We start from the raw sequence: 20,175 nt of genomic DNA on the forward strand, positions 1-20,175 counted from the left end.
AACAGGGTTTCTTTTTCTTTGTAAGATTCATTTAGGAATACCAGGTACTCCCCGATGTTTTCGAAGCGGTTGATGCTCACCCTCCGCTCCAGCCGGCGCACAAGCGTATTTTCTTTGTAGTATGAAAAGTCTATACCGCAATGCTCCCGGAGAATAAGCGCTACTTTTTGCAGCACACCAATGTTCTGAGTGAGAATGTTTTCACTCTTTTTATTGGGCTTGGTGAACGGGTGCCTGATGTAATTGACGAGCGCATCGGGCATTTCTGAGGGCGGCAGGATAAAATCGACCAGGCCGGTCGCGATAGAGTTTCGGGGCATGCCGTCGAACTTGGCTGATTTCTCATCCTGTACCATCACCATGCCGCCGGCTTCTTTGATAGCGCGGGTACCGAGCGTTCCGTCGCTGCCCGTGCCTGAAAGAATGATGCCGATTGCATTTTTCTGTTTTTCGACCGCAAGGGAGCGGAAAAAGATATCGACGGGCAGGTTCAGGCTTTTTTTCTGGTTCTGAAGGTCGAGGTACAGATGGTCATGGAAAACCGAGATATTTTTGCGCGGCGGAATCAGGTAGATGTGGTTGGGCTTCACCTCCATACCATCTTCGGCAATATGAATCGGAATTTGTGTGTGGCGGGCCAGCAGCTCGTCCATAAGGCTTTTGTAGTCGGGCGAGAGGTGCTGAATTACCACAAATGCCAGGCCTGAGTCCTCCGGCATTTTGGCAAAAAAATCCTGCAGGGCTTCCAGCCCTCCGGCTGATGCGCCAACCCCGACAATTACAAGTTCATTGGGATGCAACACCTGTTGCTGACTTGTCTCCTTAATTAAGCCTTTTACTTCATTATCAGAAGGCTTTTTTTCTTTTTTTATGCGGCTCATTCTGTTGCGTACTGTGATGATACGTGGGTAAAACGGTAATAGCTTTCATACACCGGATGACAAACCGGGATTAGTAAATACGTTCTTTTCTGTTTTTTCGGCGATTTCGTGAATCATCGCATCAATTTCAGCGGCTGAATCCGTAAGATATCCGAGAATTTCCTCTTCAGAAAAAGTTTCGAAATCACTTTCCCTCAAAAGGCCTATCAGGCTCATCATTCGTGCCAGGGGTGCGCGCACCAGATGGCTTTGCGTCCAAGAAATCTCCCTGAGCACTTTGTTCTGGTTTTCAACATAATGAAGGTATTTGAGGCGCTCGGAGATATCAACAACAATCCCGGCAAAGAGCTGCTCATCTTCGAAAGTGATCAGCTGTGTGAACGACTCTACCTCATAGGTTGTACCGTCTTTCCGGGTATAAACTGCCTCTGTTGAGATAACCGATTTTTCGCCCTGAAGCAATGGGGCAAGCATTTCATCCAGCTGCTCTGTGGTAACATTGGCTACCTGCATGACTGTGAGCCCGCTTACCTCAGCTGCTTCATAACCAAGATTTTGAAGTGCCGCAGGGTTCATCACTTCAAAGCGATAGCTTCCCGGCCTGAAGAGATAGATTTCATTAATTGAACCTTCAAAAATACGGCTGTACCTCAGAATCTCCTGCGCTGCTTCTCTGGTTTCGGTCACATCCCGTACTACGGCCATCACCTGCGCGGTGCCGCAGCGAACCGTACGTGCTTCGTAGTACCGCCGGGCGCCGTTAATTTCCAGGTGATAGGTAAAACGCCCTGCTTCACCGGTTTCCAACACCTGTTTTATTGCCTGAGCGCCCTGTACTGCTACATTTTCAGGTAGTATATCTGACAGTTTTTTCCCGATAAAGCTGTCCGGCAGGGCATACATGGAAGTTTTATTACCCGCGCTGTAATCAATAATTTCCTGCTTACGGTTGAACATAAACATCATATCCGGCAGTGCGGAAAGCATGGCACTGTTACGCTGCAGGGCTTCTTTAAGTCTTTTGTCGTTTTCTTTACGCTGGGTTATGTCACGATCGATACTCATGTAAGAGAGCTTATCATCGTAAAAAACCAGGGCTGCCTTCACTTCAATATCTTTAAAGATACCTGCTTTTGTTTTGATGCGGGTTTCATAATTAACTACCGCATTGTCGTGCAGCTTCTCATTTCGCTGCTTAAGGGCTTCAGTAGTGAGGTCAGGCTCGAGATCGAAAGCGTTCATTCTCCGAAGCTCTTCTCTGCTGTACCCGGTAAGGTCTTCTGCGGCGCTGTTGATTTCAAGAATTTCCGGCGTTTCGGCTTCGAGGCTGTAAATTGAGATCGCATCTTTATTGGCATTAAAAAGCAGGCGGTATTTCTCTTCGCTGTCGGCGAGCCTGGCTTCAGCTGCTTTTTTATCTGTTACATCGTTAATACTCGTAATAAAAAAGGGCTTGCCGTCAATCTGAATCACTCTTGCGGAAATCAGGCCGGTAAAGAGCTCCCCGTTTTTCTTACGGAACTGAAACTCCATGTTGTTCACAGCTTCCCCGCGCTCGAGGGCTGATTTCATGATACTGCGATCTTCTTTACTAACCCAGACATTCAGGCTGTTAATCCGGTTTCCTTTCACATCGTCAGGCGTATAGCCGGTGTACTGTTCAAACGAATCGTTAACCTCTATGAAGCGGCCTGTTTCGGGATCAGTAATTACAATGGCGTACGGGCTCGATTGAAAAGCCATTGAGAACTTTTCTTCACTTTGCACTACTTTTTCGAGGGCATGGAGGCGGTACCTGAGGTTCACCAGCAGCTGAATAAGAATAGAAAGCATGCCGCGGTGTTCGCGTTCAAGCACTAAAGGGCTGCTGATGGTTTCGACCGCAAGAAAACCCGTGCATTCCTGATCGATAATGAGCGGGATGGCCGTGAAGCCGCGAATGCCGCGTTCGCTTAACCACTTTTTGAGCGGATGGCTTTCCGGCAGCTGTTCTGCATCATGGATGTAAACGGTTTCCCCGTTTTGATGCTGCCCGAACAGCCACGCAGGGCAGTCGGTTCCGTTGCTTTTGAGCTGTGTTTTTCTTCTTCTGCCCAAGGCAGCAATTTTACCGCCGCGGCAGGTCTCTGACGTTCGGGTGCCGCTTTCTGAGTACGATACCAGGCAGAGCCGCTCGGCATGCAGCATATCAGCGCTTTCATCAAGCACTCCGGTCATTACCGTTTGCAGGTCCTGCGGACTCACGTTTACAAAGCGGGCCGAAACGGACAGCAAAAACGATTGCAGCGCAGTTTGCCGCACCAGTGAGGTCTCAGCTTCTTTAAGCCGGGTTACATCCTGCTGTATGCCCACAAAATGGGTGAGGTTGTTCTGATCATCAAAAATGGGCGACAGCGCGAGCTGATTCCAGAACAGTTTGCCATTTTTACGGTAGTTGCGCAGGGTTACGCGGCAGCTGCTGCCTTCGCGAATGGCTTTTCGCACGATGTCAAGATCAGGCTGCAGCCGGTCTTCCCCCTGCAAAAACCGGCAGTTTCTGCCCACAACTTCATCAGGCTTGTAGCCGCTGATTTGTTCAAATGCGGGATTCACATAAATAAGCGGGCGGTCATCCTGCTGCATATCTGCCAGCACGATACCCACCGTGCTTGATTCTACCGCCTTCTGCAGCAGCCGGTTGCGCTGTTCGGCTTCCATCAGGTCGGTTATGTCGGTATCACTCCCGCGGTAGCCGGTGAGGTTTCCACGGGAGTCAAAAACGGGCATCCCATTGGTTGAAACCCAGATTACACGCCCGTCTTTGGCCTGCATTTTATTATAAAAACCGGCGAACCGGCTTTTTTTGCCCATCGCGCGAAGAACCTCTGCTTTAAAGGTGTCGCGGCCCAGCTCGGGATGAAAATCAAAGACCGTTTTTTTACCGATTACCTCACCGGCTTTGTAGCCCAGCATTAATTCAAAAACCGGGCTCACAAAAGTATAGATACCCTGCGGGTCAATTTCCCAGGCAATGGTTCTGCTGTAAAGTGCAATTTCGTTGAGCCGCCGTGTATTTTGGATGAGCAGCTCTTCATTTTGCTTGCTTTCGGTTACATCCCGGATGAAAAACGTGTAGTGCAGATCGTCTTCAAAATCTACCACGGAAACAGAAACCTGCCCCCAAAACATGTTGCCTTCAAGATCATGAAGGGCTATATCATGCCCCTGCACTTTTTCCTGTATATTCATTTTGTTATCCGCCAGATAGCTGCTTAACTGCGGAAAAAAGTTGCTCACCGGTTTGCCCGTAGCCTCAGCGGCGGAAACCCTGAACATTTTTTCAGCCACACCATTTACAAAATGAACGGTAAGGTCTTCACCCACTGAAACTACCGCATCCGGTGCCTGAGCGAGAATGATTTCCATCTTCCGCCGCTCTTTTTCCAGTTTTTGGGCCGCTTCAAGCTCCATTTGCTGCTGCTTATCCTGCAGCTGCTGAATCTCTCTGCGCTCAGAAATATTACGCATGGTTGTAGAGATGTAATCGATACTGCCATCGGGTTTATCGTGGCGTATCATCAGCTGAGATACCGGCACTTCGGTGCCGTCTTTGCTGCAGATAGCCATTTCTCCCTCCCAGCGGCCATGCTCCATCAGGGTTGGCAGGGCTTCATCCCGCATTATTTTTTTTACCCACTCCGGGTGAAACTCGGTCAGATGGCGGCCCAGCACCTCTTTTTCTATATCATAACCCAGCCGGGTATGGAAAGTATCATTCACGTAAATTACTTCTCCGCTAACCGTAGCTGTGCCTATCATGTCTGAGGTATTGTCCACAATATCCCGGAACATCTGCTTTTTATCGCGGGTATCGATCTGATCCGTTACCTCCTGAAAAACGCCGCACCAATAGCTCTTTCCGTTAAGTTCAATTTTAACGGCCTTGATGGTAACGTAGGTCAGTTTTCCGCCTTTCGTGCTTAAGGGAAGGGGGCGATCAAGGTTTACATCAATCTTACTGCCCTTTGCATACTCAGCAACAGCTCTTGGCCGGGCGGACTCAGGATGCAGTTCGGACAGCGACCGCCCAATCAGAGCGGCGCGCTCAGAGCCGGTGAGGCCGAGCATGGTTTGGTTGCAGAAAACGATTTCACCGGTATGCTCATCGGCTGCAACAACACCAACAGGCAGCGTTTCCAGCAGCATCTGTATGCGTTCTTCCTGTTTCTTCTGCCCGGTAATATCCAGCACCGACAAGCGGAACTCACCTTGCCTCTCCTCTTCAGACGGTGTTCTTTCCGAAAAACTGAAAAACTCCGCCCCTACCCGTACGATGCAGTTCTTCTCCGCAGTTGTAAACCCGAGCTCAATATTCAGATCTGCTTCTGTTTTGGTTTCCTTAACCCTTCGCAGGTAGAGATAAAAATCATCCTGATAACGGCTTTCAATAAATTCACTCAGCCTGCGCCCGATCAGGTTTTCATCACGCAGGCCCGTAAGCTCACAAAAGGCACGGTTGTACCTTGTAATGTGCATATCCTCATCAAGAATCACGTAGCCGAAAGGCGCCTCTTCAAAGAGCTTCCTGAACCGTGTTTCTGAAAATTCTGCCGCATTTCTGGCTTCTGAAAGTTCTCTGTTCTGATACTCCAGCTCCTGATGGTAAATATTGAACTGTTCAATAATCTGCTCAACAGGAAGTGTTTTGAGGGATTCATAATTAATTACATCCCCTTTCAGGATATCTTTTATCAGCCCTGCTATTTTGCTTTTATCTTGTTTTTTCCCCACTTATACTATCCTTATAATCGAAACTGAAGCTTAATTCATACCTGTCGATACTTAGGTAATTTACACTTCATACTAATAAAATCACATAGCAATATTTTAATTGTAAGCCTTTACCGATGCCGGCAAAAAAAACGGGTGTGAGCCAAAGCGCATCACACCCGTTAATCAAACATTTCTCAGTAAATACTGAAGCACCTACCGCTCAATGGTTACACCGCTGATGGTATGTCCGAAGAAGAGGCTGTTGGCAAACAGCTTGTTGGTACCAAACCAGAATGCCCTGAAATTAGGATTGTCAGCAAACATAACTACCCGGCCCTGTCCGCTTCCTGAAACCATGAGCGATGCCGTGCCCGGCAATGTTTGAAGGTTCTGAGGCGAAACATACCCGCTCACAAGCGGCTGCCGCGTGTAGCGAAGCGGTGCCGCGTGCGCGTTTTGAGGGGGCGCCAAAAACAGCGTGCTGTTCCGGAAAACGCTGAGTTCCGGATTCCGGTAGCCGTACAGCAGCGGATGGCTGAGATCGGCCCGCGTACGGAAAATGCTTCCGCCAATTACCTGAGCGCCGCGCAGCTGACCCGCATCTTCGTACGCTATCATCTCACCGGCGGCCCTGGAACTGCTAACAGTCTTAAATTCAGCCGAGGCCAGGTCGTGACGCACCAGCCAGTTGATGGCGCTTTTGTAGGCGATGATGACGCCGCCGGAATTCAGCCAGCGCGACAGGTTTTCCCGGCCTGAAGCGGAGATGCGGTTATAGTTGCCGTTGGGAAGCACGATAGTGTTGTACCGGCTGAGGTCGAGGCGGTCAAAACGGTCGGTCTCAACCATGCTTACCGGCACATTGTACCGCTGATCGAGCTGGAACCAGGTTTCTCCTGCCTCACTCACGTTCACCCCGTCGCCCACGAGCAGCAGTACCTCCGGCTTGCGCAGGCTGCTGAAGCTCGGCGAACCCAGATCGATGCCGCTTCGGGCAAGCCCGGTATTTACGGCGTAGAAGTCAACGGCGTTTTCACGGGCGGCTTCCTGAATCATGGCGTAGAGCTCATCGGGGCTGCAGGCATCCTGAATGCCTACGGGGATCATCACCGAGCCGCGGGCGAAACTGCGGTCGCCGCCCTCAGCCGGGAGGGTGAATTCCCGGTTGGCTACTTTGGCCCTTATATCGTGCCGGAGCAGGTCGTTGAGGGCGCGGGGGGCATAGTAGCCGTCCCACTCAAAAATGTAGGCAAACCGGGCCTGCCCGCCGTGTACCGTGCCGGTCGGGAAAGCGAGGGTTTCGGCCTGCACCTGCTCCCCGAGCAGATTGCTGCCAAACATACGGGAGTTCAGCTCAGCGTGCTGCAGGTCGAAGGAGTGTGGCAGCGACCAGGTTGAGACATCATAAAACAGGCTGTCGGTGAAGGTGGTCCGTGTTTCGAACAGGCTGCGCACCATGCGGTAGTTGGGCTGTTCTGTGGGTATGATGAAATCCCGGCCGGCCCTGAAAGTCTGGCCTCTCACGGTTATATCGCGGTTAAGCTGGTAGAAGCTGAGCTGATGCCGCAGCAGGATATCGGAAAGATGATACATCCGGGCGGGGTCGTGTTCGGCGCCGAAAACCCAGGCTTTCACTTCATCGCGGCGGGCTTCCTCCAGCGCGCTGCGGAAATAATCGCGCTTGAAGGCGTGGAAATCCTCCCGAAGGGCATGCGTACCGGCTACCGTAGAAAGCGAGGTGAGAAACTGATTGAGGATGGTTTCAGGGAAGGACAACAGCCCGTGCTGACTCTCCTGAATGTGCCCGCGGGAGCTTGCCTGCTCAAACAAAATGCCGATGGTGCCAAAGAAGTCGGGATAGGTCGAGCCTTTGCCTACATAGAAGTCATCGAAGGTTTCCCGGCTGTAGTACAGCTGACCAATTTCATCTAAGTAAGCGGCATGAAATTCGGCGAGTTTTCCGGTTAGTTCGTAGTTGCGCTCAGGGGTGAGCGGATTGTTGCGGGAGGGCACCCCTGGCTGGAAAAAGTAGGTGGCATTGGTACCCATTTCGTGATGGTCGGTAAGCACATTGGGCTTCCAGTGATGAAACATTTCGAGGCGGTAGCGGCTTTCGGGGTGCTGAAGCGGCATCCAGTCGCGGTTGAGATCGAACCAGTAGTGGTTGGTTCGGGAACGCGGCCAGGGCTCATTAAACTCACGGTTGGCCGGATCAGCGGTGAGGCGGTTGAGGTTACGGTGCGAATTCACCCAGCTCACAAAGCGGTCCTGCCCGTCGGGGTTGAAGCTTGGATCGAGCAGAATCACCGATTCGCGCAGCAGGGTTTCTACGGCTTCACCCTCAGCGGCGGCGTAGTAGTAGGCCGCAAGTACGCCTGCGTTTACCCCGGAGTGCTCGTTACCGTGCACACTGTAGCCCAGCCATACGACCGCCGGCATCTGCGAAAGATCGAGGTCGCCTGAGCGCTGCGGATCGGAAAGCTGCACATGCTGCTCCCGAATGGCATCGATACGCCCGTGGTTTTCGGGATGGGTGATGGTGAGCAGCAGCAGCGGCCGGAGCTCATGGCTGCGTCCGTAAAACTCAAGGGTGATGCGGTCAGAGGCCTGAGCCAGGGCTTCCATGTAGCGCACCATCAGGTCGTGGCGCAGGTGCCATTCCCCGATGTTAAAGCCCAGCACTTCTTTCGGCGTGGGAATGGCGGGGTTGTAGCTTACATCATCCGGCAGAAAAAAAGACAGCTCCGCAGTTCGTGTTTCCGCGAAATCGCGGGCAAAAACGTGTGTGCCGGTTTGCGCATGGCACGGCACAGCTGTAATCAGCAGCATGAGCAGTGCGGCAAAAGCAACTCGTAGAAATTGAGGCATAAGTTTTTGATAATCCGTTGGTTGAAGGGAGAGTTGAGAGTCAGCTGCAAGTCCCGTACAGTTTTACTAAAGCTGCGGGCTTGCGGCACAGAGTGATACTACACCAAGCAATTGAAAAACGCTTTTAAAAGATGCGCTGCAAACAACTTTTTCTGACAACGGCTACCTTTGCTCTGCTGCTGCAAATGATTTATACCGAATTACTATTCCTGCCGCCAGCTTTTATATTCATGCAGGTAAGGAAATGTAAGCACGAACTCAGCCCCGCCAGCTGATGGGCGGTTGATTTTTACCGTGCCTTTGAGGCGCTTAGAAGAAGTTGCAACCGAGTAAAGGCCGATTCCGGTACTGCTTTCACCACCCGTAGGACGGGCAGAAAGCCGGGCGAAAGGTTTAAAAGCCTGCTTCATATCATTATCTGAAAACCCGGGGCCCTGATCGCAGATTCTTACCTCAAATGTATTTTCGCCCTTAATCATATCAATCCAGACATTTTTCTCTCTTGGGGAATACTTAATTGCGTTTGAGATCAGATTTGCCAGGATGCCGTAAAACGACTCAAAATGTGTATAAAACTCAAATACATCATAGCGGAAGTGTAGTTCAATGTTTTTTAGTTTGGCAATAGGGGTGTAGTCGTCTTCCAGCTGCTTCATTATGGCCGGGCTTTGCTCCTGTGTGAGCATTTCCAGCACATTCAGCTTCTCCATACGGAAAACGTTCAGCAGGCTTTGGATCAGCAGCCCGGTACGTTTCACGGCATCATCAATGAGACTGATAATTGACTTGTCTTTGGCTTCAATGCTAAGCAGTTCGAGTGCACTGCTGATAACCGAGAGCGGATTTTTGAGGTCGTGTACGATAATGTGAAGAAAGGCATCCCGTTCCTGCCCTATGGTTTCGAGCTGCTCATTTTTTTGCTGCAACATGGCTTTTTGTTTCTGAATATCCAGAAAGGCAGCTTCAAGCTTTTTCCGTGTAACAATGGCATAAATAAAGAAGGAAACGGCAAGAAGCAGGCCGATAATCAGCAGTATAATAATGGCAAGCCGGTTCCGGCTCGTGGTTTCCTGAAAAGCAAGCCTTTCGTTCAGCAGTTTATTTTCATTGTTGGTCTGCTCCACATTATGCTGAATAATTATTTCCTGAATAGCTGCATCCTGCGCCTGCTGCTGAAAAAGAATCTGCATTTCCAGTACCTCTTCATGGTATTCAAGGGCAAGACTGTAATTTCCCATATTTTTTTCCAGCTCGTACAACAGCATGAAGCTGTTCATTTTCATAGCATTCTGCCCGCTCTCCCTTGCCATTTCCAGGGTACTTAAAAACAGTTCACGTGTGGTATCCGGGTAAATATTTTGACGCAGATAGGTATTACCGATTCCAAAAGTATTGAACATTACGCCGGGCTGAGAGCCGATTTCTTCGCTAAGCTCCAAACCTAAGGTGAAGTATTGCACTGCAGAGTCGTAAATACTTCTACTCAGGTAGCTTGTAGCCAGATTGTAATAATTCCGAGCCAGATTAAGGCTGTGGCCCAATTCACGGTTAATCGATATGGCAACACGCAGTGAATCGGCCATTCGGTCATACTGCTCTGTTTTGTCGAAAATAATACCGAGATTATTCATGGTTCTTGCGATGCCGTTTCGGTCATTTCGGGCATAGTAAATTTCAAGGGCCCTCTCATGCCAGACAATTGCCTCTTCATGCTGATTAATATGTCCGAAAATGAGAGCCAGGTCTGCATAGAGATCTGGCAGGGAGCCTGAATCGTTTTTAGCTTTATTATCTTCCACAAGTTCAATCAGCATCTCAATTGCCTGCAGGTACTCACTTCTGTCGTAGTAGTTCATGGCTTTAGCCCGCCTCAGTGCCAAACCAATATCGGACTGCGGATCAGGGTTGTATTCACTGAACACAGCTTCAAGCAGGCTAAGCCCGCGCGATGTGTTCCCCTGCTGACTTGCAACCGAGATCGCAAGGTTTGCGGTGTACAAATAAAGATCTTCCAGGCCCAGAGCCTCTATTTCCGGCAAAGCATTCATGGTTTTTTGCTCTGCGGGAGCAATCCGACCCTGTAAAAAGTCGAGGACTGCTTCCATATACACATATGTAAGCCTGTTATGGGGAGCCGGATTTTGTTCGGCATACTCCTGCATTTCCGCAGCTATTGCACCAAGATCGTCATATTCACTCAGGAAGAGTTTTTCCACAAACAAGTTAAAAAGCTCCTCACGGTCAGATAATTCCGATGCTTGCTCTGTTGCATTACGGGGTGCAATTTCCCCCTCTGCTGAATGATTGCAACCAGCAATGATTAACCAAATCAGCAGTCCAAATAGCAGTACTATTCTGTTTGAATGCGATATCTGAGGCGTTTCCAATAAAAAAACTTTGTTAGGTGAGTTACTGTTATTGAAATTAAAAAAAATTAATGCTTATCCAATACCAATAAATCCGTTCCAAAATAAACTTACAGACCTGCTGCTCTTCAAAAATCGACGGCTCGTTTACCAAACAGGGCAGTACCTATCCTGAGCATGGTTGCCCCCTCCTGCACGGCTACCTCCAGATCGTTTGTCATTCCCATAGAGAGGTGTGTTAGTTGGTGGCTTTTATATCCGCGTTTTTGTTCCAGCTCCAAAAGTTCGCGCAGAAGCCTGAATTCCGGCCTCACCAGCTCGGGGTCATCCGAAAATGTGGCCATACCCATTAGCCCCATCACTGTGATATGCTGCATTTCATCTGCCTTTAGCAGCAGCCCGGGCAGCTCCGCAGGATCGCAACCGGACTTCTGATCTTCTTCACTGATATTCACCTGTATGAGTACTTTGATAACACGACCGGCCTGCTCTGCACGTTTGTCGATTTCTTTGAGTGCTTTTAGTTTGGGCACAGAGTGAATCCAGTCAACACGGTCAGCAAGATATTTTATTTTGTTGGTCTGAAGGGTGCCAATCATGTGCCAGTTTATCTGCTTGTCTTCGTCAAGAGCTTTCATCTTGGGTACAAGTTCCTGAACCTTGTTTTCCCCAAAGTGGAGCGGTCCGAGTGCCCGCATGGCCTGAATCGCTTCTACAGGGTTCGTCTTGCTTACGGCAATGAGCGTGATTTCATCCGGGTTTCGGTTGCACGAAACACAGGCACGTGCTATGCGCTCTTTAACTTCCTGAAGATTCTGATGATAGTATTCAAAGGCCATGATATAAATTAAATGAAGTTTTCGGGTAATTTATCAAACAGAACAAAAAGCTGCTCCATTCAGCAGGTTAAAGGGATTGAAATCGGGTTGGAATATAAAGATTGGACCAAAACCAATTAAGTCGTATTTTTGGAGTCTGAATTTAATTTCATCATTTTTCTCTGCATGGTTACAACAGCAAGCTTAGTTCCCGTTTTTTCGAAGCTTCAAACTGTTCATTCCGCGTTCACAGGCCCGATTAAGCCTCAAAAACGAACATAACCCGGATGAATGTGCTGATAAAACATATTTCCGAATTTTTTGAGCACTGGGCGCCAAATGCCACAAAACTGGACTACGACAACACCGGCCTGCTCATCGGAAATCCCTCTCAGCCCGTACACCGCATTTTATGCTGTCTTGATGTAACCCCTGAAGTAGTTGAAGAAGCCATTTCACGCGATTGCCAGCTCATTTGTGCGCATCACCCGATCATCTTTCCGAAACTTTCGCGTGTAATTACCACCGATTTCGCCGGTAGCCTTATCCACACGCTGATCCGCAATAATATTGGCGTTATTGCCGCGCACACCAACCTCGATGCCGCCCGCGACGGCGTAAGTTTTGAACTGGCCAAAACCCTGGGTTTGCAAGATATCCGTATCCTTGACGATTCCTACAAAACCATGAAGCGCGTCATTTTCAGGTTTCCCTCCGCACTTAAGCCTGAAATCAGTACAGCCATACGTCAGGTTGATCTTGACTGCGGTTGGTCTGAAGAAGAGATGAACATCAGCGTTGCCCGCTTTAACGCCGACCTGTATGTTTTAAACGAATTGCGCATTACCCTTCTGAGAATTCTCGACGGCGCGCCGCATTCCTTCGATATTGTTGCGCTTGAAGCTACTTCCCCCCTGTACGGCTTCGGAGCGGCAGGCAGGCTGCCGGAACCACGCAGTCAGGAAGATTTCCTTTCCCATGTAGCAGCCCGTTTGGGTAGCAGCGGCCTCCGCTACTCGGGTGAGGTCACCGAAATATCAAAAGTTGCCGTTTGCGGCGGCTCTGGTTCTTCCCTTATCAGCAAAGCCAGGCAATTTGGCGCACAAGCATTCATAACCGCCGATATTAAGTATCACGATTTTTTTGTTCCGGGTGATTTCCTGCTCATTGATGCAGGCCACTACGAAACCGAGGCCCCCATTATCGCCTGTATGCAGCGAAATCTTTCCTCTGCCTTCCCTCAGCTTGAAGCACTCAGCACATCGGTAAATACCAACCCTATGCAGGGATGGCAGCCGGAAACACGAGTTTCAGTTAAACCACCCATAATCCCCTAAGCAACCTTATGCGCGACATCCTACAACAACTGGTAAACCTTCAGTACATTGATTCCAAGCTGGACGAACTGAAACGCATGCGAGGCGATCTCCCGGAAGATATTGCCGATCACGAAACTGACATCTCACGCATGGAATCCCGTGTAAAAAAGAATACGGCACAGCTCAAAGATCTCAAACTCGAGCAAGGCAAACTCGAACTTGAAAAAGAGGATTCAAAAGCCCTCATCGAAAAGTACGAATCGCAGCAGCTCACCGTGCGAAACAATCGTGAATACGATGCCCTTACCAAAGAAATCGAAGCTCAGCGGCAGCTGATCGAAAATGCGATTTCACGGGTAGAGGAAATCGGGATTCTGATTGAAGAAACTGATGCTGACCTCACCAAAAGTCAGGAGCTGCTCAAAGAAAAACAGGCTGAACTTAAGGTTATGCAGAAAAACCTTGAAGCAGTTATCGAGCGCACACAGGAAGAAGAACGCGAACTGCTCGAACGCCGCGACGAAGCCGAAAGTACCCTTAATCAGCGCTACCTGCGCAGTTACAACCGCCTGCGCAACGGCCTGAGCAACGGCATTGCTGTTTCCCCGATGGTGAACGGTGCGTGTATGGGTATGATGATGCCGCCTCAGGTACAAATGGAAGTTCGCCGCAAAGACAAGATCGTTATCGATGAAAACAGCGGACGCATCGTTGTTGACCCTGAGTTCTTCGAAAATGCCAAAAAGATTGGCCTCTGATTGCTTATCTTGATTTACGTTCTGAAAGCTCAGGCTGCTGTTCTGTTGCTCAGCACATCACACGCCGGACGAACACTTTGATTTACTGAGACTGCCGGGCAATCGCCTTTCGCTCGTTCGAAGGGAGGAAAGTCCGAACACCTACCGGCTCCGTGCTTCCTAACGGGAAGGGTTCGCCTTCGGGCGGATACAGACAGTGCCACAGAAAATATACCGCCCCGGTCCGCCGGGGTAAGGGTGAAATGGCGGGGTAAGAGCCCACCGCGCTTTGGGCGACCAAAGCGGCAGGGTAAACCTCACGGGGTGCAAGGCCAAGCAGGCAGTATGTACCGCCGGTTGCAACGCTGCCGGGTAGGCCGCTTGAGGTGCCGGGCGACCGGCATCCCAGATAAATGATTGCCACTCTTGGTTTTACCGGAGTACAGAATTCGGCTTACAGGCAGTCTCAGCTTTTTTTACAATTTCCGCTTTTCCTTGTTGTAAGATTTTTTTCTTACCCTATATTTAAGATTCACTTTTACACACGTCACAACCGTACTAACACTCCGGCCCGCGTTGTGCCGCCTTATTCATTAAGCTCCCGCATCATAACCATTGATAGATGAGATTTGAAGTCCTTGTTATAGATGACGATCAGATTACCCTCATGCTGCACAAAACTTTAGTAGCCAGGGCCGGATTGCACAACGACGCAAAAAGATTTCTTAACGGAAAACTTGCCCTTGATTACATCACCAATAATGATGCGGATGACGTCGTTTATCTTGCCCTGCTCGATATCAACATGCCCGTTATGGATGGCTGGGGATTTTTAGACGGCTACATGCAGGCCGGTCTCAAATCCGCACTCTATGTGGTAATGATTACTTCATCAGTCGATAACCCCGACAAATCTCGTGCTGAAGCTTACCCTATGGTTATCGATTATTTCACAAAACCGGTTGTGAAAACACAGATTGAAAAGCTTCGGGAGCATCCCGAAATCCAACCGCTTATATAAGCGTAAAAACTGCCTTCAGCTTATCCTCCGGTGCTTCAGGCAGGGCAAACGCCTTCGGGTATCAGCCTGAAATTCCGGGCTGATTTCAGCAATCGCCACACCGGGTTTGCCGTCCGTAACTTCGGCAATGATCTCACCCCAAGGGTTCACAATCATTGCGTGACCGTAGGTTTCCCGCTTTTTGCCGTGCAGCCCGGCCTGCGCAGGCGCCATCACATAAGCCGTATTTTCGACCGCCCGCGCCCTCAGCAAAAGGTGCCAGTGCGCCGCTCCTGTCTTTTTGGTAAATGCTGCCGGCACGCAGAGTAAATCAGCGCCACGCTGCACCAGAGCCCGGTAAAGCTCCGGAAACCGCAAATCGTAACAGACCGAAAGCCCGAGGGTAAGCCCTGCGGGCTTTTCTTTTTCAGAAGGGTGTTTTTTTTCGAGGGATGTGTTTCCGGGCCTCATTTCAATCCGGGCCGTTACAGGCTCAGCTTCACCCGCCTGCACATAAGCTGATTCCAGGTACTTTTCCTCCTCTGAGACAATCACATCGAACAGGTGCATTTTGTTGTAGGCTGCCACGAGGCCGCCGTCGGGTGCGAAGAGCTCCGCACGGTTAAATACTTTGCCCGAACTTCCGCCGGCCGGTAAAGGATAACCGCCGGCCAGCAGGTAAACCCCGTGCTTCTGCGCCCAGGCAGGAAGCGCCGTGCGCACCGCATCACCCACGGCGCGCACATTTTCGGCCATCAGCCGCTCCTCGCTCAGCCAGGCAAAATTTTCGGGCAGGCCGATCAGCTCTGCCCCCTGCGCCGCTGCATCAGCAACAAGCGCAGCAGCCTGATCCAGGTTATGCTGCAAATCAGGCTGACTGTTCATCTGAAGGGCCGCAATTTTCATAAGAAATACTGTGTGGGGTTAATGGCCGTAAGGGCCGGCGTCTGAAGCCGGGCAAAACGGCTTCAAACCTTTTCTTCCATAATAATGTTATCTTTGGCTCCTATCAAAAAATCCTGAATTCCAAGACATGCCATCCACCTCGTTCCGACTCAAATCCGATTTCAAACCCGCAGGCGATCAGCCCGCAGCAATCAAAACACTCACGAGCGGACTCAACAGCGGCGAAAAATTCCAGACGCTGCTTGGCATCACCGGTTCCGGCAAAACCCGCACCATTGCCTCGGTAATTGAGCAGGTGAACAAGCCCACCCTTGTGATGAGCCACAACAAAACCCTGGCCGCACAGCTCTACCGCGAATTCAGCGACTTTTTCCCCGAAAACTGCGTCGAGTTTTTCATCAGCTACTACGACTACTATCAGCCCGAAGCCTACATCGTTTCTTCTGACAAATACATCGAGAAGGATCTTTCCATCAACGATGAAATACAGCGGCTGCGGCTGCGGGCTACGAGTTCGCTGCTTTCGGGCCGGCGCGATGTCATTATTGTAGCCTCAGTGAGCTGCATTTACGGCATCGGCTCCCCCTCCGAGTACGCCAAGCTCGTAATCCCCCTCAAAATCGGCGACATCGTTTCCCGCAACAAGCTGCTTTACGATTTTGTGGAGCTGCACTACAACCGCAACGATTTCGATTTCAAGCGCTCCACCTTCCGCGTGCGCGGCGATGTGGTTGATATCATCCCGGCCTACTCCGAGCATGCGCTGCGCATCGAGTTCTGGGCCGACGAAATCGAGAAGCTTTCCACGTTCGACCCCGAAAGTGGCGAGATTATTGAGGAAGTCGAGGAGTTCACCATCTACCCTGCCTCGCACTACGTTACCACCAAAGACCGGCAGGCAGAAACCATCAAACTCATTCAGGACGAGCTGAACTGGCGCCTCGATGTGCTGCGCGAAGAAGAAAAATACATCGAAGCCCAGCGGCTGGAGCAGCGCACCGTTTTTGACATCGAAATGATCAAAGAAATCGGCTACTGTCCCGGTATTGAGAACTACTCGCGCTACCTTGCCGGCCGCAAGCCCGGCGAGCGCCCCTACTGCCTGATGGACTACTTCCCCGACGACTACCTTCTGGTGATGGATGAAAGCCACCAGTCGATTCCACAGATCGACGCCATGTACGGAGGCGACCGCTCCCGCAAGACGAGCCTGGTCGAGCACGGCTTCCGGCTGCCCTCCGCCCTCGACAACCGCCCGCTAAAGTTCGAGGAGTGGGAAGAGATGATCGCACAGGCCATTTTTGTGAGCGCTACCCCGGCCGATTACGAGCTCGAAAAATCCGGCGGGGCCTTCGTGGAGCAGATTATCCGCCCGACCGGCCTGATGGAGCCCAAAGTTGAGATGCGTCCGCTCAAAAATCAGATTGATGATCTGATCGATGAAATCCGCAAAGTGATTGCCAAAGGCGAGCGGGTGCTGGTGCTCACGCTCACCAAGCGCATGAGCGAAGAGCTGAGCGAGTACCTCAAAAACATGGGCATACGGGCCGCCTACATGCACAGCGAGCTCGATGCACTCGAGCGAATCGAAGTGCTGTTCCGCTACCGCCGGGGCGATTTCAGCGTGCTTGTGGGCATCAACCTGCTGCGGGAGGGCATCGACATCCCCGAGCTGAGCCTCGTTGCCATTCTGGATGCCGATAAGGAAGGCTTCCTCCGCTCGGATACTTCCCTGTTCCAGATTGCCGGCCGTGCCGCGCGAAACGCCGAAGGCCGGGTCATTTTCTATGCCGATAAGGTCACCAAAAGCATGAAAAGGGTGATGGATGAAATGGAGCGCCGCCGCACCATTCAGCAGGAATACAACGAAAAACACGGCATCACCCCGACCACCATCGTGAAGGAGCTGAAGCCGCTGGTTGATCCGGGCCTGATTTCCAATCAGAACATCAACCTGGAAGAGCGCTATCAGGAAGATTCCCCGATTGAGCTGGTGAAAGTAGCCGACGACGGCATCCACTACCGCCCGAACCCGGCCATGAAGGAAATTGTGTTCAACAGCAAGGAGTCATTTCTCGATCACCTCACCGAAACCATGAAAACCGCCGCGCGCAATCTCGAGTTTGAGGAAGCCGCCCGCATTCGCGATCAGATTGAAGAGCTCCGGCGGGACATGAGCATGAAGTGAGCTAAGGCCCGGAAACGCATCACCCGAAACACAAACCAAAACACAAACACAGGTGCCGGAAGGCCGCGGGACCGGCGCAGAAGCCGGTTCCGGTTAACCCAACTGCATGAGTACACTTGCTTATTTAAAATCGCTGATCAAAGACAGAAACGTTGCTTCCATTACACCGAGTTCGCGCTACACGGTGCAGAAAGTAACCCGGAAAATTGACTTCAGCCGGGACCTCACCATTGTGGAGTACGGGCCGGGTACGGGGGTTTTCGCAGAGTACCTGCTGGAGAAAATGAGCCCGGCATCGCGGCTGATTATGATTGAGCTGAACCCGGATTTCGCCGAAATTCTGCGCCGGATTAACGACCCCCGCGTGAGCGTGCATCAGGAGTCGGCCGAGCAGGCGGAGGCCATCGCGCGCAACTGCGGCGCCCAACAGGCCGACTACATTTTGTCGGGCATTCCGTTCAGCTTCCTACCGCCTCCGGTTAAAGACCGCATCCTCTCCGCAACGCACCGGCTGCTCCGTGAGGACGGCTACTTTCTCGCCTACCAAACCTCAACCCATCTGAAAGAGCCCATCCGCAAACATTTCGGAAAGGTTGATGTGAGCTTTGAAATCCGCAACATCCCGCCCATGTGCATCTATGAGGCGCAGAAAAACGGGCAGATGCCGGGTACGGCCGTGAACGGTGAAGGCTGATGAAGCAGGCTGAGGGTCCCATGCTCGATATCGGTCAGCTGCTTGAAGCCTACAGCACCGGCTATTTCCCGATGGCTGAGGGCAGCGGCCCCGATGCCGAAATCGGCTACTACTCGGCATGGAAGCGCGGCATTATTCCCCTCGACGGCTTTCACATGCCCAAAAGGGCGCTGCGGCATTTCAAAAAAAGCGGCTTCAGCATGAGCCTCAACCAGCACTTTGAAGGCGTGCTGGAAGGCTGCGCAAACCGGCCCAGCACCTGGATAAATCCGGTCATTCACCGCACTTTTTTGTACCTTCATTATAGCGGCTACGCGCACTCCGTTGAAGTGCTGCGCGAAGGCCGGCTGGTCGGCGGACTTTACGGCCTTGCACTGGGCGGGGCTTTTTTTGCGGAGTCCGTTTTTCAGTACGAGCCCGAAGCACATAAAGCCGCACTCTGGTTTTGCCACGGTCATCTTTTAAACAGGGGATTTTCATTATGGGATGCACAGTACTACACCCCGCACCTCGGGCAGTTCGGCTGCCGCGAAATTCCGGCAAAGCGCTACGATGTGCTGCTGCAAAAGGCCCTAAAACTGGCAGTAACCTTCTCTGATCATGGAAATCCGGGCAAACCAACTCACTAAATCTTTCGGAAATCAGACCGTGCTCAGCGGTCTCACTTTTGAGGTGAGGCAGGGCAGCACGCTCGGCCTGCTGGGCAACAACGGAGCGGGCAAATCCACGCTCATTCACCTGCTGATGGGGCTTAACCACCCGGATTCCGGGGAACTCACCATCGACGGACTGAGCTGGCAGCAGCAGCAAAGTCACGACGGACTCCGCAGCCGGATCGGCGTTCTGCCCGAGCACGGACAGCTTAACCCCGAGCTCACCGGCGCCGAGCAGCTGCGGTTTACGGCCCTGCTGTACGGCATCGACCTCAGCGCCAGCATGGAGCAGGTGATGGCCATGGCTGAGTATTTGTTTGAAGACCTGAGCGTGCTCGAAAAAAGATGCGGCACCTTTTCTACCGGGATGAAGAAAAAACTGGGGCTTATTCTTGCCTTCCTGCACAAACCGCAGCTCGTGCTGCTCGACGAGCCTTTTTCGGGCCTTGACCCCGGCTCTTCCCGGCTTGTGATCAATTTTCTGAACGCCTACAGCCGCCGCGACCGCGTCATTCTGGTGTCGTCTCACAACCTTTCCTACGTGGAGCAGGTTGCAACCGATCTCGCGGTACTGCACGAATCGAAATTCCGCTTCTTCGGAAGCATGGAAGAGTTCACCCGCTCGGGTCAGTCGCAGCTGGAAAGCTCGCTCATGGAGCTGCTCGCCCCGGAAGAAAAAAGCACCGATCAGCTGCGCCGCCTCCTAAGCTGACCCGCCCCTGCCCTCATGGAAACATCCGTCCCCAAACCCAGCAAATGGCGTCTCGCTGCCTTCATTATGCGCACCCGCGCCCTGATGCTGATTAGCGGGGATGAAAACAAACTGCTGAATATCGGCCGGATTGCCATACTGCTGGTGCTGCTGCTCTACGGCAGCTTCGGGGCTTGGGCACTGCTCACGCTCGAAACACATCAGCGCATCGTAATTGAAAGCGCTGTGCTGATGAGCATGGCCTTCATCATTTTCTTCAGCGGGGTCTTCCCGATTATCCG

At 51.5% G+C, this 20,175-nt stretch carries 14 protein-coding genes and 1 other RNA gene; 9 read left to right on the top strand and 6 right to left on the bottom strand.

All coding sequences use genetic code 11. The features are described from left to right. From LAT75_RS10510 to LAT75_RS10530, 5 genes are all read right to left on the bottom strand, one after another. The coding region (locus tag LAT75_RS10510) for a chemotaxis protein CheB (protein ID WP_291482621.1) at positions 1–881 on the bottom strand (881 nt) is incomplete at its 3' end. A gap of 45 nt (positions 882–926) precedes the next feature. Then, entirely contained in the window at positions 927–5,651 is a 4,725-nt protein-coding gene (locus tag LAT75_RS10515; RefSeq protein ID WP_291482622.1) for a PAS domain S-box protein, read from the bottom strand. A gap of 195 nt (positions 5,652–5,846) precedes the next feature. Continuing rightward, positions 5,847–8,501 carry a M14 family zinc carboxypeptidase gene (locus tag LAT75_RS10520; protein WP_291482623.1) on the bottom strand — a complete coding sequence of 885 codons (2,655 nt, stop codon included), beginning with the start codon at positions 8,499–8,501 and terminating at the stop codon, positions 5,847–5,849. Positions 8,502–8,704: 203 nt separating this feature from the next. Further along, entirely contained in the window at positions 8,705–10,717 is a 2,013-nt protein-coding gene (locus LAT75_RS10525; protein ID WP_291482624.1) for a tetratricopeptide repeat-containing sensor histidine kinase, read from the bottom strand. A gap of 278 nt (positions 10,718–10,995) precedes the next feature. Then, a complete protein-coding gene (locus tag LAT75_RS10530; RefSeq protein WP_291482625.1) occupies positions 10,996–11,706 on the bottom strand; it encodes a YggS family pyridoxal phosphate-dependent enzyme in 711 nt (236 codons plus the stop codon). A 272-nt stretch (positions 11,707–11,978) separates the two neighbouring features. Here LAT75_RS10530 and LAT75_RS10535 point away from each other — a divergent pair, with 272 nt between their 5' ends. The 4 genes from LAT75_RS10535 (at position 11,979) to LAT75_RS10550 (ending at position 14,762) form a co-directional block, all read left to right on the top strand. Next, positions 11,979–13,022, top strand: a complete 1,044-nt coding sequence (locus LAT75_RS10535; RefSeq protein WP_291482626.1) for a Nif3-like dinuclear metal center hexameric protein — start codon at positions 11,979–11,981, stop codon at positions 13,020–13,022. Positions 13,023–13,030: 8 nt separating this feature from the next. After that, positions 13,031–13,762 carry a hypothetical protein gene (locus LAT75_RS10540; RefSeq protein WP_291482627.1) on the top strand — a complete coding sequence of 244 codons (732 nt, stop codon included), beginning with the start codon at positions 13,031–13,033 and terminating at the stop codon, positions 13,760–13,762. 86 nt (positions 13,763–13,848) lie between these two features. After that, positions 13,849–14,214: RNase P RNA component class A (gene rnpB, locus LAT75_RS10545), an RNA gene on the top strand. Between the two features lie 149 nt (positions 14,215–14,363). Continuing rightward, entirely contained in the window at positions 14,364–14,762 is a 399-nt protein-coding gene (locus LAT75_RS10550; protein WP_291482628.1) for a response regulator, read from the top strand. 15 nt (positions 14,763–14,777) lie between these two features. Here LAT75_RS10550 and LAT75_RS10555 read toward each other — a convergent pair whose 3' ends face one another. Further along, a complete protein-coding gene (locus LAT75_RS10555) occupies positions 14,778–15,647 on the bottom strand; it encodes a carbon-nitrogen hydrolase family protein (protein WP_291482629.1) in 870 nt (289 codons plus the stop codon). A gap of 127 nt (positions 15,648–15,774) precedes the next feature. On the opposite strand from LAT75_RS10555, the gene uvrB reads away from it, so the two are divergent. The 5 genes from uvrB to LAT75_RS10580 form a co-directional block, all read left to right on the top strand. After that, positions 15,775–17,835, top strand: coding sequence for an excinuclease ABC subunit UvrB (gene uvrB / locus LAT75_RS10560; protein ID WP_291482630.1), 2,061 nt, complete (start codon positions 15,775–15,777; stop codon positions 17,833–17,835). A 106-nt stretch (positions 17,836–17,941) separates the two neighbouring features. Continuing rightward, positions 17,942–18,529, top strand: coding sequence for a methyltransferase domain-containing protein (locus tag LAT75_RS10565; protein ID WP_291482631.1), 588 nt, complete (start codon positions 17,942–17,944; stop codon positions 18,527–18,529). After that, positions 18,529–19,158, top strand: coding sequence for a leucyl/phenylalanyl-tRNA--protein transferase (aat, locus tag LAT75_RS10570; RefSeq protein ID WP_291482632.1), 630 nt, complete (start codon positions 18,529–18,531; stop codon positions 19,156–19,158). The genes LAT75_RS10565 and aat overlap by 1 nt, the downstream gene beginning before the upstream one ends. After that, positions 19,130–19,894 carry an ABC transporter ATP-binding protein gene (locus LAT75_RS10575; RefSeq protein WP_291482633.1) on the top strand — a complete coding sequence of 255 codons (765 nt, stop codon included), beginning with the start codon at positions 19,130–19,132 and terminating at the stop codon, positions 19,892–19,894. The genes aat and LAT75_RS10575 overlap by 29 nt, the downstream gene beginning before the upstream one ends. A gap of 15 nt (positions 19,895–19,909) precedes the next feature. Beyond that, positions 19,910–20,175: hypothetical protein (locus LAT75_RS10580; protein WP_291482634.1), on the top strand; the 266-nt coding region annotated here is incomplete at its 3' end.

It is taken from the genome of Cyclonatronum sp. (assembly GCF_022565315.1).
GTDB lineage: Bacteria > Bacteroidota > Rhodothermia > Balneolales > Cyclonatronaceae > Cyclonatronum.